Raw genomic sequence first — 25,750 nt, forward strand, 5'->3', positions numbered from 1 at the left:
CTCTTACAAGTTACAGTTGGAGCTGGATAATCTGCCGGCCCGACTGGAACAGTTGGAAACCGAACTTGATGCCCTGCAGGCAGAGGTGAACGACCCCGGTTTCTTCTCCCTGCCGAGCGAGCAGACCCAGCTCAAGCTGGATGCATTGAATGCAGCAGAGGCTGCACTGGAACACGCCTTCTCCCGTTGGGAGGAGTTGGAAGCGTTGAAACATCAGGACTAAGGAAGTAGATGAAAAAGCAATTATCCATGCTGGCCATACTGGTCGGCGCCAGCCTCAATGCACAGGCGGCACAGAGCTCCTTTTTCACCATTGTCGATGCGTCTGACAAGGGATATGCCAGCGGGATCAGTGCCGATGGTAGCGGCCTCATCGGGATCAATACCAAAAACAACCTGGCCGAGTATTTCTCGACCGTGAGATCTGCCGACTTCCTGGTCGATCGTTTCAGTTTCGAACAGGGCTGCATGTTGTCTGACGACGTGTGCAACACTTTCTGGGACGAGGGTCCGACGCCGACCTACGCCTATCAGTGGCGCCGTGACTTCCTCGATGGCCTCGATCAGCGCAGCAATGTCGGTTATGTGGTGAGCACCGAGACCGATGGTCTGGTGACCAGCCTGGGGGACACCCCCGCCGACCGCGTGGGTTACAAGATGGCCGGCAAGTTGCGCACCGCCTTCGCCGTCATCAATGACGGTAATCCGGTCGAGCTCAAGGATAACACCAGCTCTCACAGCCTGAGCGTGCCGACGGCCATCAAGAAGTTGGATAACGGCCAGTATCTGGTGACGGGGACCGCCGCCAGCGGCCAGTATCGCCATAACGTCGGCGGTGATTTCTATAACTGGTGCTTCGCCGGCAATGACGATGAGTATGGCGATCTTCGTTACTGCCCGGGTGTCGATACCCAGGCCAGCTTCTGGCTGCTCAACGGCAACGGTGGCTTTAACAAGCTGATGCAGGCCCCTGACTATAGTCATCGGCGCGATGAGGTACTGCAGACTGCCTCGGCACTGGGTGCGGGCGAATACAAGGGCGCCTTGTACGGGGTGGGCTACAGCTCCACTGGTGAGGTGGGATCCGGCGACCTGGATGGCCGTAACCTGGCCAGCTTCTGGACCCTGGATCTGAACGCCGGCACAGTGAGCGCCACCCAGCGGATCCCGTTGCCGGAAGGGGAGCCAGGAAAAGACGATGAGAAGCTGCAGCACAGCTGGGCAGTGGGCCTCAACAAGAATGGTTATGTGATCGGTAATCAGCGCTGGAACCTCAATAAGGGCCAGAACCGGCCGACTGAGATGTTCTTATTCAATCTGGACGCGCCGACCACTGCGGCAGTCATCCCTATGCAAGACAGCCCGCTCAGTGGCTCAGGCTCAGAGGCTGCTGCCATCAACGATCACAACATGGTGGTTGGCTGGCGTGATTCCCGCCACCAGACTCAGCCAGTGGTCAATGGCACCAACCGTATGCAAGAGGCTTTCCTGCTGAACGCGGCGGCCCCGAATAACAACTGGTACCTCAATGACCTGATCTGTGGGCTGGATGACGCCGGGGCCAAGCAGTGTGCCCAGAATGGCTATTACTACCACATTGCCTACGCCAGCGGCATCAGTACCGACGGCACCATCTCGGCGACGGCCTATCGCTATGCCAGTGAGAGCGATCTGAACAATCGCGCCAACGCCACAGTGGTGGCCGTCAAGTTGAAACCGGCCGTGGCCGATTATCAAGGCAACACGCCAGCCAACTATGTCGTCAGCAACGCGCCGGTCAATAACCAGACTGGTCAGGATGGCGAAGGCGGCGGTGGCGGCGGCAGCCTGTTCTGGTTGACTCTGCTGGCCTTGCCTTTTGCCTGGCTGCGTCGTCACCCGCGATAAAATGAGGTGTCATTAAAAATTAATGCAGTTCAGTATCTTGTGTCACAGAGCCTGAATAGCATGGCATTTTTTGTTTGACCCTGTTCCCCCTCTGGGGTAAAGATGAAAGCGACCGGTGAAAACTTGGTCGCTTTTTTTGTTCCACGAAGAGGGTCGTAGATGATGAAGAGACAGAAACGGGACCGTCTGGAAAGAGCTCGCGCTCGTGGTTATCAGGCTGGCGTAGTCGGCAAACAGAAAGAAGCGTGTCCGTACCAATGCCTGGATGCCAGAGGGCACTGGCTTGGTGGTTGGCGCGACGCCATGGAAGGGCGAGGCTCAGGCCTTTTCATGAAGTAACCGATACTTCATCACTCATTGCAAAAGGAAAGGGGCCGTGTCGGCCCCTTTACGTTGTCCTGAAAGACGCAATGCCGGGCGGAGATCCACTCTTCATCCCTGCACCACCTCGTATCATGGCAAAAGAAAAGGGGCCTTTGGCCCCTTTTCTTGGTTCATACCCACCCGAATTCAGAAGGCAGTGGTGTCCTTGAACAGACCCACTTTCAGGTCGCTTGCGCTGTAGATGGGACGGCCATCCACCTCGACCACGCCATCGGCAATGCCCATCACCAGCTTGCGGTTGATGACACGCTTGAAGGTGATCTTGTAGGTGACCTTCTTGGCAGTCGGCAGGATCTGGCCGGTGAATTTCACTTCACCCACGCCCAGTGCCCGTCCCTTGCCCGGACCGCCTTTCCAGCCCAGGAAGAAGCCGACCAGTTGCCACATGGCATCGAGTCCCAGGCAGCCTGGCATGACGGGGTCTCCCGGGAAATGGCAGTCGAAGAACCAGAGATCCGGGGTGATGTCGAGCTCGGCCAGGATCTCGCCCTTGCCATGTTCACCACCGTTGTCATTGATCCTGACGATGCGATCCATCATCAACATGTTGGGGGCGGGCAGTTGGCTGTTCCCCTCACCAAATAACTCGCCACGGCTGCAGGCAAGCAGCTCTTCGCGGGTAAACGAATCTTTGCCTTGTTCACACAGGGAGAGGCGGGGATTAATGGTGTCGTTATCTAGGGTCACGCTGTTTATCCTTCATATGGGTCAAAGCCGGGCCAATTTAGCTTACAGTTGTTCGCTAAACAACTCCGATCTCTTCATTTACAAGCCGAACAGGCGGCCGAACAGGCTGCGCAGCAGTCCATTTTTGGGGCCTGAGCCATTGAGTTCATCCAGCCTTTCCTGGATCCGGCCAAACAGGGTATCCGGCATGTCCGGTTCACCCGCCACGCAGCCGGTCAGCAACTCGATGGCTTCTTCCACATGATCCACCGGGTGGATATGGAACTGACCGGCCTCGACGGCGGCAATCACCTCGTCGGACAGGTTGAGTTGCTGGGCGTTGGTGCCGGGCAGCAGTATGCCTTGCTTGCCGGTGATGCCGTGGATCTTGCACACCCGGAAGAAGCCTTCGATCTTCTCGTTCACACCGCCCACCGCCTGCACGTTGCCAAACTGATCGACAGCGCCGGTCACGGCGAAGTGCTGATAGATGGGTTGGCGGGCGAGGGCAGAGAGCAGGGCACAGAGACCGGTCAGGGAGGCGCTGTCCCCATCTATCTCGTGGTAGGACTGTTCGAATACCAGGTTGGCCGAGAGCGGCGAGGGGGTTTCGGCGCCAAATTTGTTGGAGAGATAGCCGTGGATGATCATCATCGCCTTGGCGTGAATGTGCCCGGCGAGCTCCGCTTTGCGCTCGATGTCCGCCACGTCACCATCTCCCAGGTGCACTGTCGCGGTCAGGCGCACGGGTTCACCGAAATCGTAGGGGTGACCGGCCACCTGTATGACCGACAGACCGTTGATCTGGCCGACTTCCTCACCATCGGTCTGCAGCAGGATCTGGCCGTCGATGACGCCCTGATCGGACTGCTCCACCAGATAGTTGAGGCGGTAATCCTGTTCCTCCAGGGCGAGCAGGATGTGCTCGTCGGTCACCTCAGACGCCTCCAGCTCCCGTGCCAGGCTATCGGCCATGCGCATGATGGCGCTGAGTTGCACCTCGGAGAGCGCGAGCCACTCCTGATGGTCGCACAGGCGGCTGGCATGACGACACAGGGCGAGGAGGGCGGCTGGCGTGAAGTCCAGCAGATTCCAGCGTTGACGCAGCCAGGCCAAGTATTGCAGGAAGGCCGGCAGATCCTCGTCAATCTCCACTTCGGACACCAGATCGGCCCGCAGGAAGATACGCTCGGACATGTCTCTGTCCAGCATCTGGAATTCGGCTACTTCGAGACGATCACCGACCAGAATCAGTTTCAACCGGATGGGCGTAGCCTCCGGGGTGAAGAAGGGGGTCAGGGTCTTGCCTTCCTGATAGGCATTCCAGTCCAGCTCGCCTTTTTGCATGGCATTCTTGAGCTTGAACCAGAGGTGGGGCTGATCCAGCAACTCATCGAGTTGCAAGATGAGGTAACCACCGTTGGCCTCACGCAGCAGGCCGGGTTCGAGTAGATGCTGGTTGGCGTAGACGGAGCCTTGCTCGGTCTGGTAATTGATGGAGCCGAACAGGGTGTCCCAGTTCAGGTCCCGGCCATAGATGACAGGGGCTTGCTGCTCTTCGTGATGGATCAGCAGGTTGATGAGCACGGGATGCTGGAATTCGAGCCCCTGAGCCACGTGCGCCGCCAGATCGGAGAGAAAATCCACGATCTTGGGGTCATTTTCCTGCTTGCGAATGATCCTGGTGACCAGACGTTCAGCATCCAGGTGATGACTCATCAGCTTGAGCAGCTCGCCAACCATCTCGCAAAACTCGAACCCGGTGCCGGGCTGCAGGCGCAACCAGATAGGTTTGAACGGGTTGTTGAGGTTTTCGGTGTAGCAGAGGTCGAACAGGTCACCATCCTTGCCATTGGAGGCGGCGATCAGCGTCTGGCAGACATTTTCATAATCTGCGCCAGGGAAACCATTGAGCAGCATGACTGGGCAGTCGCCATCAAAACTGGCCAGGCGCTTGATGCCAGAAATGGCTCTGGGTTGCAGGGCTGCGAAAGGGATGGGTTCGAGCTCGCTGAGCGTGGGAAACTGCTCAATCGTAAAAGCGGGTTTTAATTGTTCTGATGTTAATTCAGCCACTTAAGACATCCGGTCGGGGATAGGATCAATTGTTTCCATTATACACAGTTCGATTAGCGGGAACAGGAAACAAGCATTCGTAATTTAACATAATATACATTATGCGCAGTCAGGATTGGGGGTATACAAGGTCTGACGCAGAGCATCGATAGTGGCCGATTCCATCGACATAACTGACATCACACTAACAGAGATGCTGTTGATGATTTCCTCCCTGGGGCCTTTGCGCCAAGCATCGCTTTGGTAAAACTCATTCAAAGATTGCACCCGCTGTTCAGGGCCCCCAAATGCTCGAACCAAAAGATAACTGTCTGGGTCATGCTCAGACTGACCGTGAGTGACTACATCAATTCCTGCCGCCTGATGTAGAGGCACACTGATGTTTAGCATGACCTGATGAAAGCCATTGCCAGTACCTGGCTGTAATGTGTATTGGAGGAACTCTACTGTTTTCATTGAAAATTTTTCTCATAGTTCAAATGTCAGACACTGTACTAGCCTAATCGTGAGAGATGCCATCGTAAATTGCAAAGGGGCCAAAAGGCCCCTTGATTTTTAACGCCGATAACTGGATTTATCGGCATCAATGTAGGTATCAGATAGGACTGGATTCAAGTGCCAAGATGCCGACCTTAAAGGCCTCGTACTCATATCGCGTACCATTGTGCCAAACGCAGATCACGCGAGAATCGGATTGAACCTCATTGACCGTCATCAACGGGCCACCACTTTTCAAGCGCACGGTATCACCAACATTCATCTTAAATTCCTCACGATCGCGGAGCGACATGCTCCATACGGATATTGGGGGCGTTGTTCAAAAGCCAAGCCCCTGATGATAGTTTTTTCAACAAGTTAGAGATAACACCCCTGCCCCGTGGCTGAGTTGAGCATGTGAGGATTGAATTCCCCCCGTATTACCCCCCGGGGGGCTGCGCCTGGAAAAACCGTGCGGCGTAGTGGCGCTGCCCTCCCCTCAAGTCTGGAAAGCCTTAAAAGCCGGTTTTGCTGGGAAAGGGGGCGCTAGCTCCTGGGTTATATGGGCTGGATTTGCCGCGAGGTATGGACGGAAACCAGCAGAAGGGAATAGGAAAAGAGGCGTTCTCTACTTCAAACACATTCAACTTGCTTGAGTTCAAACAAAAATAACTGGGTGCTTTTGATATTGGGAGTGCAAAGCTGGTCACGCAGTTCGCTATTCAGGAAATAGGCTATTGCTTGTTTTGCGGTGGGTGTCTGGCTTGACACCATCTCAAACGGGATTTTTTGTAGTCCTGACGCGATCACTACTTGAAAAATGGGCATTGCAAATTCTTTTGATTGTCCAGTCAGTATTATCCTATGGTGATTTTCCTTCGGGGCCAACTCATCTTTGAATTCTGGGCTTCTTGCCCCGGCAACGAGACTTCTCCTGTTTCGCCGGTTGTGTTACCAGAATGGTCGACAACGCTTCATTCTTACTTCCATCGAGCATCATGCCAGCAGAAAACCGCCCCCCCACAGCAGCCCAGTCTTCATATGCCACTTGTAGACCGGGCGCCATTTTTCCAACCCATTTCCTCCTTTTAGAAGATGGCCCCAGATTGGCGGCCTATTGGGACAGCACCTTCAAACCGGTGAGAACGTTGAGTTGCTCTATACGGGTTTAGATGGCTGTCTGAACAGCGCCCTATTATGTGCGCTGATATGAGTGGAGGAGCGATCCTGGTGGTATCGTCGTCACTGCGGATCCGACCGATAAATAATGGTGCTTTTTATGATCTGTCCGGTTGATGGCGATTTCATTCATGTCCAGAAAGGTGATCGAGGGGCTTGTGGCTCGCACTCTCGTGGCGTTCGCTGTTGCCGGTGTGCAGATATTTGGAGGTGGTGTCGATGCTGTCGTGTCCCGCATCGGCCTGCACGTGGGACAGTGGTCGACCATTGAGGTTGATGTCGTGGGTGATGCCGGTGTGGCGGATGGAGTGTGGCGTCAGGTTGCGCATCTCGGCCGCGTCCTGGGCAAAGCCATCCAGCTCGGCCAACACGGCCGCCTGCTCAAGCACCGCCATGACCAGCTCGCGTAACTGGCGGATCCCGAGGTTGGCATTGAGCTCTCCCTGCTGCCGTCCATGGGCCGCCGCCTTGTGGCGCACGAAGAGGGGGGTCTGCTCATTCGGCGTTGGCAGTGGCGACAGCCCCAAGAAGGTACGGTAGCGTTTCAGAGCATCGAGCAAGGCTTGGGAAACAGCCACGGTGCGCCGCTTGCCGCCCTTGCTGCGAGGGATGTAATAGCCCCAGACACCTGTCTTGCCGTCGCGGCGGAACTGATCCATGACGGGGCTGAAACCGGGCCTGGCCGCTACTTCCGAGATCCGCAGATAACAGGCATACATCAGGCAGATGAGAAAACGGCTGCGCTCATGCTGGGCCGGGTGCTCGCTGGCGAGCTGCTCGGCGGCCTGCATCACATAGGACCACTGCAGTTCGGTGAAGGCCTGGGTCTGCTCATCGGTCTCCTGGTGGAGCGGCTTTTTCACTCTTTGCAACAAGAGCGCCGGGTTGCGGTCCATGTACTCTTCCTGGACGAGAAACTGGAAGAAGGCCGACAGGATGGCGAGTTTGGTCTTCATGGCCTGATCGCTCAGGCGGTAAGGCAGCTCAAGGCCCAGCTCCCGTTTGCCCAGAAAGGGTCGCCACTGGGGGTTGGGCAGCCGCTCTCCCCACTCCTTGTCGAGCACGAACTGGGCCACGTTTCGATAGGCGATCAGCGCCGGCGGTGGCGCCTGACAATAGTCGAGATAACGCATCATGATCCGCCTGGTGAGATCCTTCGGGCTGATGGCCATCTCGGCGAAGCTCCAATGCAGGAAGGTGGTCAGCTCGCTGCGATAGGTCTTGTAGTTGTTTTCACTGTGGCGCTGCTCCAGCAACCAGTCGACGGCCAGCTCATAGACGAGGCCCGCATCGGGTACGTCGCCCATGCTGAGGTTGGCCAGATATTGGTTGACTTGAGGGTTCCCCCCCTCCAGATGGAGCAGGCTATCGAATAGCGGCATGGCGGGCGGAAGTGGCAGATGGGTCATATGGGTGCTTGTGGTTATGGTTGTCTGAAGTGAGGGTGTTGATACAGCGAGATGGGGCATGTCATCAATGCACTTAGCTCGCTCAGGACGCACCCTTGGCTCAGTTTTTGAGTGCAGTGATGGATGAATATATTCACTTAATATGCAGTTTGGTTGGAAAAATCTCGGGGTAAATAGAAATTAAATTGGTTAATAATGCTGAAAGTTGAATATTAAAGGCAGGGTGACTGCACTTAGGCAGTCTCCCCCTCTTCTTTTCAGGCCACGCTCTTCAGGGATTTTCCTTTGGGTTTATCGCTATTTTCAGCATCAATCTTCTCCTCTTTGGGGCTTGTCCCCTGCCCTTTTCCGCCCCGCAGCAGGTTTTGCAGCAGATCCCGCTGCTCGGCCAGGTAGAAGGCCAGGCTCTCTTGCTGCTCGGACGTCAGTTCAACCGGTGCACCGGCCAGCAAGGTCATCAGCTCATCGGCGGTATCCAGCAGCTTGTCATAGGCATCCGCCTCTTTCTTGCTGGCAAAGGTCATCTTTTCCACTCCCCCACGCACCACAACATACTTGATCTCAACGGCCATACGGCGTCCTCCTCATGATAGTGACCACAATTATATGTACGTATATACAGTATTGCAAATAACAGCCAGGTAGCAGCTTCAGAGTCCGCAGCGGTATCCAGGTCCTCTTCACAGCAACGGCCTCATCTCAAGCGAGATGAGGCGCCGATTTTTCCGTCCACTGGGAGAAGCAATCGGGGTTTTCTTGGCGGCAGGCCGTGCCGGGCAAGACAGAGAACCGGTTTTAGGGTAAATTTTATCAATTCCTTCAACAGGTTGAATCGTATGTCGGATCCCCGCACCGTGATCGTCTGCCCGGCTTGCGACTTGCTGATCGAACGCAAGTTGCTGCCGCTGCGCCGTCACGCCCATTGTCCCCGTTGTCATCAGCATTTGTATGGACGCTACGCCTTTCGCCCTTCTCACCTGATGGCACTGACCCTCACCGGTTTGTTGTTGTTGCCTTCCGCCTTCTTCGAACCCCTGCTCTATGTGCGCCTGGCGGGCGTCAACACCGATGCCAACATGATGAAGGGCATAGTGTTGCTGGCGCGGGAGAACGAGCTGTTGGTCGCGGCGCTGGTATTGTGGTGCGGCGCACTGGCGCCGATGGGGCTGCTGCTCGGCATCTTTGCCCTCGCCTCCGGTCTCGCAAAGCGCTGGCACATCTTGCCCCTGACGCTGAAGGCGGTGGCCGTGTTTCGTCATTGGGCCATGCTGGAGGTCTATATCGCCAGCTTGCTGGTGTCCCTGTTCAAACTGGTCGATATCGCGGATGTGCGCTTTGGAGGGGGCTTTCTGAGCCTGAGCTGTTTGATGCTGCTCACTCTCGCCCTGTTGATCCTGTTCGATCCCGCCCCCTACTGGGAGCAGGTCCCCATGGAGGAGCCCAATCATGATCAGCGCCCGTGAACAGGGGCTGTGCGGTTGTCACACCTGTGGCCTGCTGGTGCGCTATCAAGCAGGCACCGTCTGTCCTCGCTGTCACAGCAAATTGCAGATGCGCATCCCCCGCTCCCTCGCCAGCTCCTGGGGCTTGCTGGCGCTGGCGACCTTCATGCTGCTGCCGGCGAACCTGCTGCCCATCACCCATTTTTACACCAAGGGGCTGCTGCAATCCGATACCATTTTTAGCGGCATCATCTCGCTCTATAACAGCCACATGTCCGGCATCGCCACCATAGTGTTCCTGGCGAGCATAGTGGTGCCGGTCGGCAAGATACTGGGGCTGGGCTGGATCTGCTGGCAGTTGCAACGGGCCAAGCCGGTGCGGCGCAGGCGTCAGCTCATCATGTATCGCATCATCGATTTCATCGGTCGCTGGTCCATGTTGGACCTGTTCGTCATCTCGTTGATGATGGCCCTGGTGGATCGCGGCGTGCTGCTCAACGTGCTGGCGGGGCCGGGTGCGACCGCCTTCGGTTGCGTGGTGCTGCTCACCATGATGTCGGCCCGCATGCTGGATACCCGGCTATTGTGGGACAAAGAGGCCCGCTGATGGTGCCTCGCTCTGTTGGTTTTCATTTGCACATTCATTGTCTAAGGAGTCGATATGATCGGGGCTGAACCCGTCATCGAGAAGCGCCGCTGGCTGTCGCCGGTCTGGTTGTTGCCTGTCATCGCCCTCTTGCTGGCCGGTGGCTTTATCTATCAGCAGGTGGCAACCCGTGGCCAGCTCATCCGTATCAACTTTGCCCAGGGCAACGGTATCTTGCCGGGCAAGACCCAGCTGCGCTACCAGGGGGTGGCCATAGGGGTGGTACAGGAGCTGGCACTGGCGGCGGATGGTCGCAAGATAGCTGTGCTGGTGAAGGTCGACAGCCGCGCCCGTCCGCTCATTCGCAAGGGCTCCGACTTCTGGCTGGTGAGCCCCAAGGCGTCCCTGACGGAGATCTCCGGCCTCGATACCCTGGTTTCCGGCAACTACATCAACCTGCAGCCGGGACGGGAGAACAGGCCGCTGGAGGAGGAGTTCGATGCAGTCGATGGCCCTCCCCCCGGTTATCAGGCCCAGGGGCGCACCCTGCATCTGACCGCCGACTCGCTGGGATCGGTCGGCATCGGCGCCAAGATCTATTTCCGTGGCATCGAAGTGGGCAGCGTCATCAACACTCGTCTGGGTGAGGATAACCAGAATGTGATCCTGGATCTGGTGATAGAGCCGCGCTTCGAGCACCTCATCAAGGCCGATACCCGCTTCTGGAACATCAGCGGCATCAAGGGCTCCTTCAGCCTGGCCGGCGTCAGCGTCGAAGCGGGCAGCCTCGCCTCCATACTGAGCGGCGGCATCGCCTTTGACTCTCCCAAGGACTCCCCGTTACCGGAGAAGGGACAGACCTTCACTCTCTACAAGGGGCTGGCCGAGGCGGCGCGGGGTGAGCGCATCAATATCCAGGCGGGCGCCCTGCCCATCAAGGAAGGGATGCCGATCCTCTATGAAGGCATCGAGATTGGCCGGGTTGATCCCATTCGCCTGACCGAACAGGGCCGGTTCGTCACGGCACTGATCAATCCGGAGCAGGCGTTTCGAGTGACCGGCAAGAGCCGCCTCGTCTGGGAGACGGTGTCACTCTCCCCGACCGGACTCAAACATGCGGATCGTCTGCTGGCCGGGCCCGCCATCCGGCTCGATTATGTGGCGGGCGACCGGGTGAGGACCATGATGCTGACGGATCAGGCGCAGCCTGGTGGCATCAAGCTGACCCTGCAGGCGGATGATCTCGCCGGGGTGAGCGAAGGGGCCCCGCTGTTGTTCAAGGGATTGCAGATTGGCCAGGTGGGACAGCTGACGCTCGATGCCAGCGGCAACGCGAGCATCGAGTTGCAGGTGAGCGAGGCGTATCGCCCCCTGCTGACGCGGGCCCGCTTCTATCGGGCTGCACCGCTGCAGATTGCCGCCGACCTGAGCGGTATCAAGGTGGAGTCCAGCCCGGCGAGTGCCTGGCTGGCGGGCGGGATCAAGCTGGTCCAGGTGCCGAGCGGCGAGCGCATTGACCGCCTTTACCCCAGCCAGGAACTGGCCTTGCTTGGCAGTCGCAATGCCAAACCACAACCCTGGGTCTTGCGCGCCGAGCAGGCCGATGGCATCGGCATCGGCTCTCCCGTGCTCTATCTGGGGTTGGAGGCAGGCTCGGTCAAGGCGCTCAAGGCGGATGCCCGCGGCGTCGAGATCACGCTGGAGATTAACGCCATCTATGCGCCCCTGCTCAAGCAACAGCCCCAGTTCTGGAAGAAGGCGGCCATCGATGGCAAGATCCGGCTGGATGGGATCCAGGTCAAGATGGGTAACCTCGCCACCTTGCTGCGCGGGGCCATCGAGTTTGACCAACTTGGCACCAACCGCAGCAGTCATCAGCTGTTCGACAACAAGGAGCAAGCCAAGATCCGGGTGCGCAGCCTGACGCTGACCGCCGATAGCAATCCCGGGCTCGGCGTCGGCAGCCCCATCCGCTACCGAGGGGTCGATATCGGCAAGGTGGAGCAGGTCGAGCTGGATCCGTCCCTCGGTCAGGTGAGCTTCAAGGCCGAGCTGGACGAGCAGTACGCAGCTCGTTTCCTGCAGACCGGTGCCCGCTTTACCCTGGTGCAGGCCAAGCTCGGCCTCGGCGGTGTCGCCCACCTCGACACCCTGATCAAGGGGGCCTTCATCGAGGCCAGCCCGGGTCAAGGTGCAGGGCGGGAGCGCTTCCCTCTGAGTCAGAGTGGCCCCATCGGGCTGGCGCTCACCCTCAAGAGCCCCTCGGTCAGCGGCATCAGCGTCGGCAGCCCTCTGCTGTTTCGCAAGTTGATGGTCGGCAGCGTCACCAGGGTAGCGCTGGCCCGGGATGGCAGCGAGGTGCTGATCGATGTAAGCATCGACGCAGAATATGCCCACCTGGTGCGGGCCAACAGCCGCTTCTGGAATGTCTCCGGCGTCAAGGCGGATATCGGCCTGACCGGCGGCACCATAGAGGTGGAAACCGTGCAGAGTCTGCTGACCGGCGGCATCGCCTTCAACACCCCGGAGCGGGAGATGGGGCCGACCGTCAAGGCGGGCCACAGCTATCTGCTCCATGGCAAGGCGGAGAAGGAGTGGCTGGAGTGGAGCCCCCGCATCCAGCCCTGAGTCCCTTGGCTCACATAGATAAACCGGCCTTGTGGCCGGTTTTTTATAGGCTGGCGCGCATCACATCGTGAAAGCTCCCTGAGGAAAACGGCCGGTATGTGGTAAGATATCGCCCCTATTTTGGGTCTGCGAGATTGCACAGTGCACGACAACACCTACCTTCCCGATCACTTCCTGCGCCATATTGCGGCCATCATGCCGGCCAACCTTTCCATGGATGAGTTTGTGGCGAGTTGTCGGCGACCGCTTAGGCGCAGCATCCGGGTCAACACCCTCAAGATTGCGGTGCCTGACTTTGTGGCGAAGATGCAGCCACTGGGCTGGCAGCTTGAGCCCGTGCCCTGGTGCGAAACCGGGTTCTGGCTGACTCGCGAGGATGAGAGCGTGCCCCTTGGCAACACTGCCGAGCACCTCTGCGGGCTCTTCTACATCCAGGAGGCCAGCTCCATGCTGCCGGTGGCGGCGCTGTTTGCGAGCGACAAGGTCAAGCGGGACGGTATGCTGCTGGATGCGGCGGCGGCGCCGGGCTCCAAGACCACTCAGATCGCCGCGCTGATGGATAATCAGGGCATGCTGGTTGCCAATGAATACTCCAGCAGCCGGCTCAAGGTACTCAGCGCCAACATTCAGCGCTGCGGTGTGACCAATGTGGGCATGACCCACTTCGATGCCAAGGTGTTCGGCCAGTGGTTGCCCGAGACTTTCGATGCCATCCTGCTCGATGCCCCCTGCTCGGGGGAAGGCACGGTGCGCAAGGATGAAGACGCCCTGCGCAACTGGAGCATAGAGAGCATCGATGAGATTGCCGCCGTGCAGCAGGGGCTGCTGGAAAGCGCCTTTCATGCCTTGAAACCGGGCGGCGTGCTGGTCTATTCCACCTGCACCTTGAGCGCCCAGGAGAATCAGGACGTCTGCCAGTCACTGCTGGACAAGTTCGGCGATGCCCTGAGTTTCGACTCGCTGGCGGACTTGTTCCCTGGCGCCGGGCAGGCCTGCACCGAGGAAGGCTATTTGCACGTCTGGCCCCAGATCTTCGACAGCGAAGGCTTCTTCGTCGCGCGGTTGCGCAAGCACCACTCGGTGGCCAATACCATGTTCAAGCCGGGTAAACTCGGCAAGTTCCCCTTCTCCCCGTTGCCGGCCAAAGAGGCCGAGCCCATGCTGGCTGAGATTGAGGTGGCCTTCGGCCTGATCCCGCAGGGGCAGTTGTTTGGTCGCAACGACGAGATCTGGCTGTTCCCCACGCTATTTGAGCAGGTACAGGGCAAGCTGCGCTTCGATCGCATCGGCATCAAGCTGGCGGAAACCTTCAAGAAGGGTTATCGGCTGACCCACGAATGGGCACTGGCCTATGGTGGCCTGGCCACCCGGGGGTGCGTCGAGCTGGATGTCGCCAATGCGCGGGAATTCATGATGGGACGGGATGTCTGGCCTGAGCTGGAGTCTGGCTCGGGCGAGGTGATAGTCCGCTATCAGGGATATCCGCTGGGGATGGGAAAATGGGTCGGCAGCCGCATCAAGAATGCCCTGCCCCGTGAGCTGGTGCGCGACAACAACCTGTTCAACAGTTGAGCTGATCCCATGAGGCGGTGGTCACATCGAGGGCGCCGCTGCATGGGTCGGGTGCCTTATCGTCCTCTGCCCAACACCTGTTCGAGTCTGAAAAACCTCCACTCTGGTTGAACTTTTAGTCAGATCTTGAAATGCCTCGCGCCTTGTCTAAGCTTAGGGTTATCTGCACACCGGTTAGCGCACGGCTCTGCAAGGAGCCAATTCCCCTATGCCAGGTACAAGGAATTCGTACCTGGCTTTTTTTATGCCTGCTCGTCGATGAGCTCGGCACTCTCTGTCTCAGGCAGACGTGCAGGCACCAGCTCATGGCGATAGAGCAAGTCGATCGCCTGCTCGATGAGCGAGGCCTGACTGTCTTCCAGATGCTGGCCGAGTTCATGAAGTCGCTCGGCGTGACGATTGCTGATCCAGCACTGCAACCGGCTGTGGGTTTCCTGCTTGCGCTTCACGTGTTGACGTTGTCGCTCGGCGTTGTCTTGTGCATCCGAGTGCTTGGTTATTTCCTGGTTTTCCTGGCTCATATGACCGTGCTTTTCTCGATTAATGCAGATGTTATCTCTCACTGTGAATTCTTCTTCGAGGAAGTGCCCTACTCCCTCACCGGATCGGGTAAGGGAAAAAGAACAACAAAACAATGAGATGGTATTTAACATAAAAAATATGGTGACGCGGTTATCTTAAAGCAGCCCATCCAGCGCATGATCGGAGAACTTGTGCGCGTCGTCGAAGTACTCCTGCAGGGTACGCATGTCTTTGTGCCGTGTCACCTCGATGATCTTGTTCATGGGTTTGCCGGCGGTGACGGCCGAGGTGATGAAACCTCGACGCAGGCTGTGGCCACTGACATAGAGATCGTCGATGACCTGGCCGGTGCGCCGCTTGATCATCAGGTTGATGCCCTGAGGTCCTAGTGGCTCAGGCATGAGTTGACCCCAGCGGTTCATGCGGCGAAACAGCGGCCCCTCGCCGATCCGGCTCTTCTTGAGCCAGTTGGCCAGCGCCGACACCGGGCAATACTGTTTGCCGGGGATGAGTGCAATTTCGGTCTCGTGGAGCTGATGTTTGCTCGGCTTGAGGCGAAGCCTTATCCCCTGACCCACAAAATCGAGATCGCTCACCTCGATACGGGCGGCTTCCGAACGGCGCAAGGCACCGCTGAACATCAGCAGCAGCAGGGTATGATCCCGCAGTCCCGCCAGAGTTGAAGTATCGATGTCGTCGAGCACCCGAATGAGCGGCTGCAGGGTCAGGGCCCCCGTCTTGCGTTTTCGATTATCGCCGAGCCGCACTATGCCGCGCATCATCTCCTTGATCTCCGCATGTTCGGTCGGCATGGGATGAATGCCCTTCTGCTTGAAGGCATAACGAATGCCGGCGAGTCGCCGCACCAGGGTCGCGGGTTTACGCGGCTCGCCATTGCGCAGCTCCCCCTTCCCCTCTTGCTTGTCCAGCCATACCCAGTCGGCAAGGATGCCATCGGCCTGATCCGCCAGGAAATTCATGATGTCGTGATGGGTAGTTTGCAGCGGATCCAGCTGCTGCAGCTGGCACCAGTAGACGAAGATACGGGTATCTGCCTCATAGGCATTGAGGGTGGAGTCCGCCTTGGCACTGCGCAAGAAGCGCCTGGCGCGGCTATTGAGCTGAGGATCGAACACCGCCTGCAATGACTGGTGAGCGGGGTTTTGAATGGTTGGATAGGCCACTTAAGTTGATGATTCTATGCGAAGTTTCGGAAGATCTTACAGGATCTTTCAGATCCATCAAGTATCGATAATGAATATTATCGATACTTATAAAGTCTTGGTTTTAACCCCCTTGGCATCCGCAATACAACCTCAGCATTGTCTGTTCTATTACACCAATAATCAGGATCAGAGCTGCTATGATCCATCGGAAAGTTAGAGATAACGACCTTTGTTTTTAGAGTTCGCATGGTAAGTTATGCTGATAATAAGAAATAAAAAGGCCCCATTTCCAGGGGCCTTGTTGGTCATCTTTTTGCCAGCTTGAACAGCTCGAAGAAGTTGTGGCTGGTGGCCTCGGCCAATGCCGCCAGCGGCATCTGACGAAGGTCAGCGATGAACTGGGCCACGTTTCGCACGAAGGCCGGCTCGTTCTCCCTGCCCCGGTATGGAATGGGGGCGAGATAAGGAGAGTCGGTTTCGACCAGCAGCCGCTCGAGGGGCAGCGCCTTGACCACGGCCTGCAAGGCAGTGGCATTCTTGAAGGTGGCGATGCCGGAGATGGAAATATAGAAACCCATCGCCATGGCGGCCTCCGCCATCTCGAGGGATTCGGTGAAGCAATGCAGCACACCACCCACTTTATCTGCCGCCTCTTCGCGCATGATCTGCAGGGTATCCTGCTGAGCATCCCGGGTATGGATGATCAGGGGTTTGTTCAGCGCCCGCGCCACCCGGATATGTTCGCGGAAGGAGGCTTGCTGCACCTCTTTGTTTTCCGGCGAGTAGAAGTAATCCAGGCCTGTCTCGCCGATGGCAACGACACGGGGATCGGCTGCCTGAGTCAGCAGCAGCACGGCATCCACACCAGGATCCTGATTAAGCGGGTGTACCCCGCAGGAGGCAAATACCTGGGGGTAAGGGGCGATCGCCGCCATCATGGTCGGGAACTGTGCCTGGGTCACACTCACGCACAAAAAATATCCCACATTCTGCGCCGCCGCCTTGGCCAGCACTGCCGCCATGTCGGTTTGCTTGCTGCCATAGCTGAGGCGATCGAGGTGGCAATGGGAATCAACGAGTAACATACATAACCTTGCTTGTTTGCTTCTTAATCGATCTCACAACCAGCGATTAAGCCAGTTCATCAGATGAATGGTGGGGTTGGAGAGCTGGCCCGGCTGGCAGGCCACCTTCAGGGCGACGAGCTGCTGCTCCGCCTCCAGCAATTTTTCACTGGAGTGACGCTCGGCCAGCTGCTGGCTGAGGGCCGTCAGATCCGGCATCGCCAATTGGTGGTGACCACAACCGGCCTGGGTCTTGAGGGCATCGCATAAAAACAGTTGCAACCAGTGCAGCCGTACCTGGCTGTCTTCTCCCAGTTGAGCGCAGACGCTGGCCGCACGAGTCGGGGTCTGTGACAAGGAGACGAAGCTCTCCAGCAGGGTCCGGCGCGCGCCATCTTGCTGATCTTCCAGATAACGAAGCACCCGCAGCGGCGCCCCCTGGCAGATCCGCACCTGGGCCTGAGTGGCCTGATGACCCTGTTCACTCAGCCAGCGCAGTGTCTCCCCCTCCGCCGGCAGCTGACAGACATGCTTGTGACAACGGCTGAGAATGGTGGGCAGCAGGCGGGAAACCCTGGAGGCGATCAGCAGCAACAGACTGTCGCCGGCCGGCTCTTCCAGGGTTTTCAGCAAGGCGTTGGCGGCGGACTCGGTCATGCGCTCCGCATCCGGAATGATCACCACCTTGCCGCGACCGAGCTGGGCCGTGCTCTGCAGGCGAGTGCAGATCTCGCGGATGGCCTCGACCCCTATGGTCTTGCTGTCGGCACCGAGGGTACCGAGATCCGGATGGTGTCCCTTGTCCAGCAACTGACAGGAGTGACACTGACCGCAGGGTTCACCTCTCACCGGCTGCTGACAAAGATGCAACCGCGCCAGCCGCTCGGCCAACTGCTCCTTGCCAAGACCGGGATCGCCGAGCAGCAGCCAGGCGTGGCCGAGGCGACCACGTTGGGCACTTTGGCTTAAGTTTTGCCAGTCCGGGATCAGCCAGGGATACATGAGGACTCGTTCGCCAGGTAGTGGCCGAGGGCCGCCTCGATGGCGGCCTTGACTTGCTCAGGCGTTTGCCCGGCATCGATCACCTTGATGGAGTCGTCTGCTGCCGCGAGTTCCAGATAACGGGCGCGGGTGCGCACGAAGAAACCGAGCTGCTCCAGCTCGATGCGATCCAGCTCGCCGCGATGACGGGCACGCTGCAAACCGATGGCAGGATCGATGTCGAGATAGAGCGTCAGATCCGGCTTGAAGTCACCGAGCACCGCCTGCTTGATAGCGCCGATGAGCGTGGCGTCGATGCCGCGACCGCCGCCCTGATAGGCCTGGGAGGAGAGATCGTGCCTGTCCCCCACCACCCAGCAACCCTCTGCCAAGGCGGGCTTGATCCGGGTCTCGACCAGCTGTACCCGGGAGGCATACATCAGCAGCAGTTCGGCCTCGATGGTGAGGCGCTCATCGTGGACTTCTTTGACGATGGCGCGCATCCGTTCGGCCAGGGGGGTGCCACCCGGTTCACGGGTACACTCGATCCGCTCGATGCCGTGGGCATGCAGGTAGTCGGTGACGTACCGCACCGCAGAGCTCTTCCCCGCGCCTTCCAATCCTTCAATTACGATAAATTTTGACATTAGGGTTTCTTCAATATGAATTCGCGAACCGCTCTATTGTGTTCATCGAGGGTCTTGGAGAAGTAGTGGGCCCCGCCCCCCTTGGCGACAAAGTAGAGATAGTCGGTCGGCTTGGGGTTGAGCGCCGCCTCGATGGAGGCCTTGCCCGGCATCGCGATGGGGGTCGGCGGCAAGCCATCGATCACATAGGTGTTGTAGGGGTTCACATCGGTCAGATCGCTGCGGCGGATGTTGCCATCGTACCTGTCTTTGACCCCGTAAATAACGGTGGGATCGGTCTGTAGCTTCATGCCAAGGCGCAGGCGATTGACGAACACCGAGGCGATCTGCGCCCGCTCATCCGGCTGGCCGGTTTCTTTTTCGATGATAGAGGCCATGATCAGCGCCTCGTAAGGGCTCTTGTAAGGCAGGTTGGCCTGACGCTTTTCCCAGCTCTCCTGCAGGAAGGCCTTCATGTCTTGATAGGCACGGCGCAAGATGGAAATATCGCTGGCATGAGTAGTGTAAGCATAAGTCTCTGGCAGGAACCAGCCTTCCAGCTTGCCGTTGTCGATACCCAGCTCCTGGGCCAGATCGGCTTCGCTCTGCTCCACCGTCAGCCGCTCCAGATAGGGAGCCCCTTCGATCTGCTTGCGCCAATCCTCGAAGCGGGAACCCTCGACGAAGGTGAGGCTGAAATGAAACTCCTTGCCAGAGGCGAACAGGGAGAGGGTCTCCTTGAGCGGAGCCCCTTCCTTGATTTCATAGGTACCGGACTTGATGGCCACCAGTTCGGGATGGCCTCGCAACCAGAGACGCACCGCCCAGGGACTGGTGTCCCCCTCCCCCAGCTCGGCAATCAGGCGCGCTGCGTGGGCGCCTTTCTCGACGGTGAAGAGGCGCGTCGGCCCCTTGTTGGTGAGGGTCTCCACCTCTTGCCATTTGTAATATACATAGCCCCCGGCGACGGCAACCGACAGGGCAGCCCCCGCGAGCAGGGTGTAAAGCCGATTAAACTTCAATGACCAAACGCTCCTGTAAACGACGGCTCAATACCGGATTGGGATAGGCCTGATCGCCGATGCGGATCAGCGGCACTATGCCCATCAGGGTATTGGTCAGCCATACTTCCTCGGCCTGCCACAGTGACTCCAGCGGAGCCTCCACGACACGCAGTTCAATGCCCATGTGTTTAAGCATCATCATCACACGCCTGCGCATGATGCCGTCGACCCCCCCGCGGGAGAGATCCGGTGTGAACACCGTTTTACCACGACGCCAAAACAGATTTGCGCTGACTCCTTCTACCAGAAATCCACGGCTGTTCAATACTATACCTTCGACTCCACCCCGTGCGGCAAGTTCGCTTTTCAATAAAACTTGCTCCAGCCGCCCCAGGGTCTTGAGCCCCGCCAACATGGGGGCGTCACCGAGTTGTTGCTGGCAGACCAGCGCCGCGATGCCATCCTGCTGCCAGCCCTGGTAATGGCCCGGGTAATCCCCCAGGGAGACGATGCGGGTCGGTGAGTGACAATCGGCGCCATCATAGCCCCGGCCACCGCTACCACGGGTCAACACGACCTTCACGACAGCCTGCGTCTGCCCTGTCGCCAATTGCGCCACCTCAGTGGCCAGCTTGTCCCAGGGTAATTCCGCGAAACCGAGTCTGGCGCTGGCATGTTGCAGACGAGACAGATGGGCCGGCCACCAGACAACCTGCCCCTGTTTCACCAGCATGGTGGTGAAATGGCCGTCGCCATATGCCAGGCCACGATCCTTGGCGGATAAGGCTTCTGTTGGCACTCCATTGATCAACATGCGTGTCCCTTTGATAAAAAAGGCCCGATACCAGGGTATCGGGCCCGATTCTTTGCTGAGAAAGCCGCCCAGAGCGAATTATACGCGCTTGAAGATCAGGGAGCCATTGGTGCCGCCGAAACCAAACGAATTGGACAGGGCATACTCAAACTGACCGGCTTTGGCCACATGAGGCACCAGATCCAGATCGCACTCCTCGTCCGGATTGTCCAGGTTGATGGTCGGTGGGACCATCTGGTCGCGCAGCGCCAGCACTGTAATGATCGCCTCGATGGCACCAGCGGCACCCAACAGGTGGCCGGTCATCGACTTGGTGGAGCTGATCATCAGCGACTTGGCATGCTCACCAAACACCTGCTTCATGCCGCGCAACTCGGCCACATCACCCAGCGGGGTGGAAGTGCCATGGGCATTGATGTAACCGATCTGCTCGGGAGCGATGCCGGCATCCTTGATGGCGTTCTTCATGGCACGAGCACCGCCATTCCCGTCAGAGGGAGGCGCCGTCATGTGATAGGCATCACCGCTCATGCCAAAGCCGACCAGTTCGGCATAAATCTTGGCACCGCGCGCCTTGGCGTGTTCGTACTCTTCAAGCACCAGCACCCCGGCACCATCGCCCAGCACGAAGCCGTCGCGATCCTTGTCCCAAGGGCGACTCGCCTTCTGGGGCTCGTCGTTACGGGTAGAGAGTGCCTTGGCCGCCGCGAAGCCACCCATCCCCATGGGAGTGGAAGCCTTCTCTGTGCCGCCGGCAACCATCACGTCCGCATCACCGTAGGCGATCATGCGACCGGCCATGCCGATGGCGTGGGTGCCGGTGGTGCAGGCGGTGGTCACTGCGATGTTCGGACCTTGCATTCCCTTCATGATGGAGAGATGCCCGGACACCATATTGATGATGGTGGATGGCACGAAGAAGGGGCTCAGCTTACGCGGGCCACCATTGACGAGGCTGCTGTGGTTCTGCTCGATGAGCCCCAGGCCGCCGATGCCGGAGCCGATGGCCACGCCAACCCGCTCTGCGTTCTCTTCGTTGATGACGAGGCCGGAATCATCCAGCGCCAGCACACCCGCCGCCACGCCGTACTGGATGAAGAGATCCATCTTGCGGGCTTCTTTGCGGTTGATGCCGTATTGTTCGGGATCGAACCCTTTGACCAGGCCTGCGAAACGGGTCGCATACTCACTGGCATCAAAATGGTCGATGAGGGAAATACCGCTCTGCCCGTTGAGCAGGGCTTGCCAGCTGGATTCGGCAGTGTTACCCACCGGGGAAAGCATCCCCAGGCCGGTCACCACGACTCTGCGTTTTGACACTGAGGTAGTCTCCGAGAGGTGTTTTGAGAGGGAGTAAACATAAAAGAAGCGGCCCTTGGGCCGCTTCTTTCAGAACAGGAACTTATTCCTGATTAGCGGTGATGTAGTCGATAGCCGCTTGAACAGTGGTGATCTTCTCGGCTTCTTCATCAGGAATTTCGGTATCGAATTCTTCTTCCAGCGCCATTACCAGTTCAACGGTATCCAAAGAGTCAGCGCCCAGGTCGTCGACGAAGGAGGCAGCGTTCTTAACGTCTTCCTCTTTAACACCCAGTTGTTCGATGATGATTTTCTTTACGCGTTCTTCGATGTTGCTCATGACCTGAATTTTCCTTTAAAAATACGCTATTGCGTCTGGTTGGGGTAGTTTATTCAATTGACTGGAGTTTGCAAGTAGCTTGCCGCTGGTCAAACCACGAAATGTGCCAAACTTCGGCGTACTATCGCAAATTTGAACAGATCTCACGACAAATTGATTACACCATGTACATCCCGCCATTAACATGCAGGGTTTCACCGGTGATATAAGCGGCGTCATCAGACGCCAAGAATACCACAGCGGCGGCAATTTCTTTCGGATCGCCCAAACGACCGGCAGGCACCTGATTCATGATGCCGGTGCGCTGTTCTTCATTGAGCGCCTTGGTCATGTCGGTCTCGATGAAACCGGGGGCCACCGCGTTCACCGTGATGCCACGGGATGCCACTTCACGGGCCAATGACTTGGTAAAGCCCACCAGGCCCGCCTTGGCGGCAGCATAGTTGACCTGACCGGCGTTGCCCATGGTACCGACCACGGAGCCGATGCTGATGATGCGGCCATGGCGCTTCTTCATCATGGCACGCAACACCGGCTTGCTCAGACGGTACAGGGAGGTGAGATTGGTGTCGATGATCTCGTTCCACTCGTCATCTTTCATCCGCATCAACAGGTTGTCGCGGGTGATACCGGCGTTGTTGATGAGGATGTCGATGTCGCCGAAGCGCGCCTTGATGGCGGCAAAGACGGTTTCGATGGATTCCTGGCTGGTCACGTTCAGTGCCATGCCGCAGCCCTGCTCGCCCAGGTAGGCGCTGATGGCCTCGGCGCCGTTTTCGCTGGTCGCGGTACCCACTACCTTGGCGCCACGGGCCGCAAAGGTTTCGGCAATCGCACGACCGATGCCACGACTGGCACCGGTGACCAACACAACCTTATCGGTAAAACTCATGACTCGCTCCTGTTACTTGGACTGGGCCAGCGCCTGCTCGAAAGAGGCAGCATCGTTGGCGTGAACACCTTCCACGCGTGCATCGATGCGCTTGGCCAACCCGGTCAATACCTTGCCCGGTCCCATCTCGATCTCGAGGGTGATGCCGTCATTTGCCATCCGCTCGACCGTTTCGGTCCAACGGACCGGGCTGAACAACTGACGCACCAGGGCTTGTTTGATGGCGGCCGGATCCTGTTCACAGGATACGTCCACATTATTGATGACTGCGATGCTTGGAACCTTGATCTCGATCCCATCCAGCGCGGCGGCCAATTTTTCGGCGGCCGGTTTCATCAGGGCACAGTGCGATGGCACCGACACGGGGAGTGGCAGCGCACGCTTAGCGCCGGACTCCTTCATCAGTACGTTGGCACGCTCGACCGCTTCCTTGTGACCGGCGATGACCACCTGCCCCGGGGAGTTGAAGTTGACCGGAGAGACCACCTGACCTTGCGCTGCCTTCTCGCAGTTGGCGGCGATGGAGTCGTTGTCCAGACCGATAATAGCGGCCATGGCACCGGTGCCTTCCGGCACGGCTTCCTGCATGGCGAGGCCCCGCAGCTCAACCAGCTTGACTGCATCGGCAAAGTTGAGCGCGCCGCTGCACACAAGGGCGGAATATTCACCCAGGCTGTGACCTGCCATGACGGCGGGAGTCGCCCCACCCTGCTGTTGCCACAAGCGCCACAGAGCGACGGAGGCGGTCAGCAGCGCAGGCTGGGTGCGCCAGGTCTTGTTCAGATCCTCGGCCGGGCCTTGCATGACCAGGGCCAGCAAATCGTAACCCAGCACCTGGCTCGCCTCGGCGAAGGTCTCTTTAATCACGGCGTGTTGCTCGGCCAGTTCGGCCAGCATGCCGACACTCTGGGAGCCTTGTCCCGGGAAGGCAATGGCAAATCGGGTCATCATTGATTCCTTTAAGGTAAGACGAAATCGACAAGCGGGCGCCCGAGACGGATATCAAGGGCGCGACTTGATATCAGAGGCGCACCAGCGCCGAACCCCAGGCGAAACCGCCGCCGAAGGCTTCCAGCAACACTAGCTGGCCCGGCTTGATACGGCCATCACGTACCCCTTCATCGAAGGCGATGGGTACGGAGGCGGCGGAGGTATTACCGTGACGATCCAGGGTCAGGATCACCTTGTCCAACCCCATGCCAAGTTTCTTGGCGGTGGCGTTGATGATGCGGAAGTTGGCCTGGTGCGGCACCAGCCAATCGAGCTCGCTTGGCTCGATGTTGGCGGCGGCAAGGGTTTCGGTCACGATCTCGCTCAGGCGCGTCACCGCGACCTTGAACACATCGTTGCCCTTCATATACATGTAGGCTTCGAGCTCGGCACCCGGCATGCCACGGTGTGGCTGCGGCAGCTTGAGCAGTTCCCCATAGCGACCATCGGCATGCAGATGGGTAGAGATGATGCCTGGTGCCTCACTCGCCCCGATCACCACGGCCCCGGCCCCGTCACCGAAGATGATGATGGTGCCACGATCCTTGGGATCGCACATGCGCGACAAGACGTCCGCGCCCACAACCAGCACATGACGAGCTGCGCCGGATTTGACGAACTGATCGGCGATGGCCAGCGCGTAGGTGAAACCGGCGCAGGCAGCGGCCACGTCGAAGGCCGGGATCCCCGGCACCCCGAGCATCCCCTGTAATTCACAGGCGGCAGCCGGGAAGGCGTTTTCGGCACTGGTGGTGGCCAGCACTATCATGTCCAGATCAGCCGCAGTCAGACCCGCCGCCTCCAGCGCCCGCAAGGCCGCCTGATGAGACAGGGTGGCGACGGTCTCGTCGGCCCCTGCGATGCGACGTTCACGGATCCCGGTACGTTCCACGATCCATTCGTTACTGGTTTCGACCATCTGCTCGAGATCGGCATTGGTACGCACCGCACTCGGCAGGTAACTGCCAGTACCCAGAATTTTGCTATGCATAGAGTTCTTATAAGTCCCTGTCGGAAAAGACAGATTCAAGGCGATCCGCTATTTGCAATGGAAGTTGATGCTTGGCCTCCTGTGCGGCCAGCAGGATCGCATGACACAGAGCGTGCCGTTCGGCCCGCCCATGGCTTTTTACCACAATGCCGCGCAATCCTAACAGACTTGCGCCATTATACTGGTCGGGGTTCAGGTAAGAAAAACGCCGTTTGAACATAAATCCGGCGAGTCGACCAAGAAAGCTGCGCTTTTTACGGGGATAGCCGGCCAATTCGGCCATCATCCGCACCACACCCTCGGCGGTTTTGAGCGCCACATTGCCGACGAAACCGTCACAGACGATCACATCGGTTTCACCGCTGAAGATCCTGTCTCCTTCGATGAAGCCGACGAAGTTGAGTGCGGGGCACTGGCGTAGCAGCTCCGCGCTGTGGCGTACCAGATCGTTCCCCTTGATCTCCTCCTCCCCCACGTTGAGCAAGGCGACCCGGGGAGACGCTATCCCCTCCACCTTCTCGGCCACCACGGATCCCATCACCGCAAATTGCAGCAGGGTGTCGGCATCGCAGCTCACGTTTGCGCCCAGATCCAGCATCACGGTGCGTTTGCCGCCCAAGGTGGGCAGCGCCTTGATGAGCGCGGGTCTGTCGACGCCGGGCAAGGACTTGAGCACGCACTTGGCCATGGCCATCAGGGCACCTGTATTGCCGGCGCTGACGCAAGCATCGGCCTCACCGGCCTTGACCAGGTTC

General features: G+C 58.4%; 26 protein-coding genes and 1 pseudogene. 7 read left to right on the forward strand and 20 right to left on the reverse strand.

The genetic code is table 11. From position 1 onward, the window contains the following. From LG30_RS0118385 to rmf, 3 genes and pseudogenes are all read left to right on the forward strand, one after another. Nucleotides 1-223: pseudogene (locus LG30_RS0118385) on the forward strand (ABC transporter ATP-binding protein); the annotation flags it as partial. 8 nt (nucleotides 224-231) lie between these two features. Beyond that, nucleotides 232-1,887 (forward strand): DUF3466 family protein, encoded by a 1,656-nt coding sequence (locus LG30_RS0118390; protein ID WP_033132147.1) that lies wholly within the window; start codon nucleotides 232-234, stop codon nucleotides 1,885-1,887. 159 nt (nucleotides 1,888-2,046) lie between these two features. Continuing rightward, a complete protein-coding gene (gene rmf, locus LG30_RS21720; protein ID WP_005315693.1) occupies nucleotides 2,047-2,226 on the forward strand; it encodes a ribosome modulation factor in 180 nt (59 codons plus the stop codon). Between the two features lie 171 nt (nucleotides 2,227-2,397). Here the strand turns inward: rmf and fabA are convergent, their stop codons facing one another. The 7 genes from fabA to LG30_RS0118425 form a co-directional block, all read right to left on the reverse strand. After that, nucleotides 2,398-2,958: a 3-hydroxyacyl-[acyl-carrier-protein] dehydratase FabA gene (gene fabA, locus LG30_RS0118395; RefSeq protein WP_033132148.1), complete on the reverse strand. Its 561-nt coding sequence runs from the start codon at nucleotides 2,956-2,958 to the stop codon at nucleotides 2,398-2,400. Nucleotides 2,959-3,036: 78 nt separating this feature from the next. Continuing rightward, nucleotides 3,037-5,013: a Lon protease family protein gene (locus LG30_RS0118400; RefSeq protein WP_033132149.1), complete on the reverse strand. Its 1,977-nt coding sequence runs from the start codon at nucleotides 5,011-5,013 to the stop codon at nucleotides 3,037-3,039. Between the two features lie 99 nt (nucleotides 5,014-5,112). Next, nucleotides 5,113-5,469, reverse strand: a complete 357-nt coding sequence (locus LG30_RS0118405; RefSeq protein WP_033132150.1) for an NIPSNAP family containing protein — start codon at nucleotides 5,467-5,469, stop codon at nucleotides 5,113-5,115. A 139-nt stretch (nucleotides 5,470-5,608) separates the two neighbouring features. Further along, nucleotides 5,609-5,773, reverse strand: coding sequence for a YodC family protein (locus LG30_RS0118410; protein ID WP_161785842.1), 165 nt, complete (start codon nucleotides 5,771-5,773; stop codon nucleotides 5,609-5,611). Between the two features lie 350 nt (nucleotides 5,774-6,123). Continuing rightward, nucleotides 6,124-6,318 (reverse strand): hypothetical protein, encoded by a 195-nt coding sequence (locus LG30_RS0118415; protein ID WP_033132152.1) that lies wholly within the window; start codon nucleotides 6,316-6,318, stop codon nucleotides 6,124-6,126. 476 nt (nucleotides 6,319-6,794) lie between these two features. Then, nucleotides 6,795-8,078: a tyrosine-type recombinase/integrase gene (locus tag LG30_RS0118420; RefSeq protein ID WP_033132153.1), complete on the reverse strand. Its 1,284-nt coding sequence runs from the start codon at nucleotides 8,076-8,078 to the stop codon at nucleotides 6,795-6,797. A 257-nt stretch (nucleotides 8,079-8,335) separates the two neighbouring features. Continuing rightward, on the reverse strand, nucleotides 8,336-8,650 hold the full coding sequence (locus tag LG30_RS0118425; RefSeq protein ID WP_033132154.1) for a YebG family protein: 315 nt from the start codon (nucleotides 8,648-8,650) through the stop codon (nucleotides 8,336-8,338). 264 nt (nucleotides 8,651-8,914) lie between these two features. On the opposite strand from LG30_RS0118425, the gene LG30_RS0118430 reads away from it, so the two are divergent. The 4 genes from LG30_RS0118430 (at nucleotide 8,915) to rsmF (ending at nucleotide 14,306) form a co-directional block, all read left to right on the forward strand. Then, nucleotides 8,915-9,541, forward strand: a complete 627-nt coding sequence (locus LG30_RS0118430) for a paraquat-inducible protein A (protein ID WP_033132155.1) — start codon at nucleotides 8,915-8,917, stop codon at nucleotides 9,539-9,541. Continuing rightward, on the forward strand, nucleotides 9,525-10,127 hold the full coding sequence (locus tag LG30_RS0118435) for a paraquat-inducible protein A (RefSeq protein ID WP_033132156.1): 603 nt from the start codon (nucleotides 9,525-9,527) through the stop codon (nucleotides 10,125-10,127). The genes LG30_RS0118430 and LG30_RS0118435 overlap by 17 nt, the downstream gene beginning before the upstream one ends. A 54-nt stretch (nucleotides 10,128-10,181) precedes the next feature. Next, nucleotides 10,182-12,734: an MlaD family protein gene (locus tag LG30_RS0118440; RefSeq protein ID WP_033132157.1), complete on the forward strand. Its 2,553-nt coding sequence runs from the start codon at nucleotides 10,182-10,184 to the stop codon at nucleotides 12,732-12,734. A 141-nt stretch (nucleotides 12,735-12,875) separates the two neighbouring features. Continuing rightward, complete coding sequence (gene rsmF, locus LG30_RS0118445) at nucleotides 12,876-14,306, forward strand: 16S rRNA (cytosine(1407)-C(5))-methyltransferase RsmF (RefSeq protein ID WP_033132158.1); 1,431 nt, start codon at nucleotides 12,876-12,878, stop codon at nucleotides 14,304-14,306. Between the two features lie 242 nt (nucleotides 14,307-14,548). Here the strand turns inward: rsmF and LG30_RS0118450 are convergent, their stop codons facing one another. From LG30_RS0118450 to plsX, 13 genes are all read right to left on the reverse strand, one after another. Then, a complete protein-coding gene (locus tag LG30_RS0118450; RefSeq protein WP_033132159.1) occupies nucleotides 14,549-14,827 on the reverse strand; it encodes a RepB family protein in 279 nt (92 codons plus the stop codon). A gap of 156 nt (nucleotides 14,828-14,983) precedes the next feature. After that, complete coding sequence (locus LG30_RS0118455; protein ID WP_033132160.1) at nucleotides 14,984-16,012, reverse strand: tyrosine-type recombinase/integrase; 1,029 nt, start codon at nucleotides 16,010-16,012, stop codon at nucleotides 14,984-14,986. A 287-nt stretch (nucleotides 16,013-16,299) separates the two neighbouring features. Beyond that, entirely contained in the window at nucleotides 16,300-17,079 is a 780-nt protein-coding gene (locus LG30_RS0118460) for a TatD family hydrolase (RefSeq protein WP_033132161.1), read from the reverse strand. Nucleotides 17,080-17,112: 33 nt separating this feature from the next. Then, complete coding sequence (holB, locus tag LG30_RS0118465; RefSeq protein WP_033132162.1) at nucleotides 17,113-18,060, reverse strand: DNA polymerase III subunit delta'; 948 nt, start codon at nucleotides 18,058-18,060, stop codon at nucleotides 17,113-17,115. Then, nucleotides 18,045-18,686: a dTMP kinase gene (gene tmk / locus LG30_RS0118470; protein ID WP_033132163.1), complete on the reverse strand. Its 642-nt coding sequence runs from the start codon at nucleotides 18,684-18,686 to the stop codon at nucleotides 18,045-18,047. The genes holB and tmk overlap by 16 nt, the downstream gene beginning before the upstream one ends. Then, on the reverse strand, nucleotides 18,686-19,687 hold the full coding sequence (gene mltG / locus LG30_RS0118475) for an endolytic transglycosylase MltG (RefSeq protein WP_033132164.1): 1,002 nt from the start codon (nucleotides 19,685-19,687) through the stop codon (nucleotides 18,686-18,688). Before mltG ends, tmk begins: the two co-directional genes overlap by 1 nt. Next, on the reverse strand, nucleotides 19,677-20,483 hold the full coding sequence (pabC, locus tag LG30_RS0118480) for an aminodeoxychorismate lyase (RefSeq protein WP_033132165.1): 807 nt from the start codon (nucleotides 20,481-20,483) through the stop codon (nucleotides 19,677-19,679). Before pabC ends, mltG begins: the two co-directional genes overlap by 11 nt. Before the next feature lie 78 nt (nucleotides 20,484-20,561). Further along, nucleotides 20,562-21,803, reverse strand: a complete 1,242-nt coding sequence (gene fabF / locus LG30_RS0118485) for a beta-ketoacyl-ACP synthase II (protein WP_033132166.1) — start codon at nucleotides 21,801-21,803, stop codon at nucleotides 20,562-20,564. Nucleotides 21,804-21,885: 82 nt separating this feature from the next. Continuing rightward, nucleotides 21,886-22,122, reverse strand: coding sequence for an acyl carrier protein (acpP, locus tag LG30_RS0118490; RefSeq protein WP_005300909.1), 237 nt, complete (start codon nucleotides 22,120-22,122; stop codon nucleotides 21,886-21,888). 157 nt (nucleotides 22,123-22,279) lie between these two features. Continuing rightward, nucleotides 22,280-23,014 (reverse strand): 3-oxoacyl-ACP reductase FabG, encoded by a 735-nt coding sequence (gene fabG, locus LG30_RS0118495; protein ID WP_033132167.1) that lies wholly within the window; start codon nucleotides 23,012-23,014, stop codon nucleotides 22,280-22,282. Between the two features lie 12 nt (nucleotides 23,015-23,026). Then, a complete protein-coding gene (fabD, locus tag LG30_RS0118500; protein ID WP_033132168.1) occupies nucleotides 23,027-23,962 on the reverse strand; it encodes an ACP S-malonyltransferase in 936 nt (311 codons plus the stop codon). A gap of 73 nt (nucleotides 23,963-24,035) precedes the next feature. Next, entirely contained in the window at nucleotides 24,036-24,995 is a 960-nt protein-coding gene (locus LG30_RS0118505; protein WP_033132169.1) for a beta-ketoacyl-ACP synthase III, read from the reverse strand. A gap of 7 nt (nucleotides 24,996-25,002) precedes the next feature. Continuing rightward, nucleotides 25,003-25,750, reverse strand: a 748-nt coding sequence (gene plsX, locus LG30_RS0118510) for a phosphate acyltransferase PlsX (protein WP_033132170.1), incomplete at its 5' end; no start/stop codon positions are given.

The organism is Aeromonas aquatica (assembly GCF_000764655.1).
GTDB lineage: Bacteria > Pseudomonadota > Gammaproteobacteria > Enterobacterales > Aeromonadaceae > Aeromonas > Aeromonas aquatica.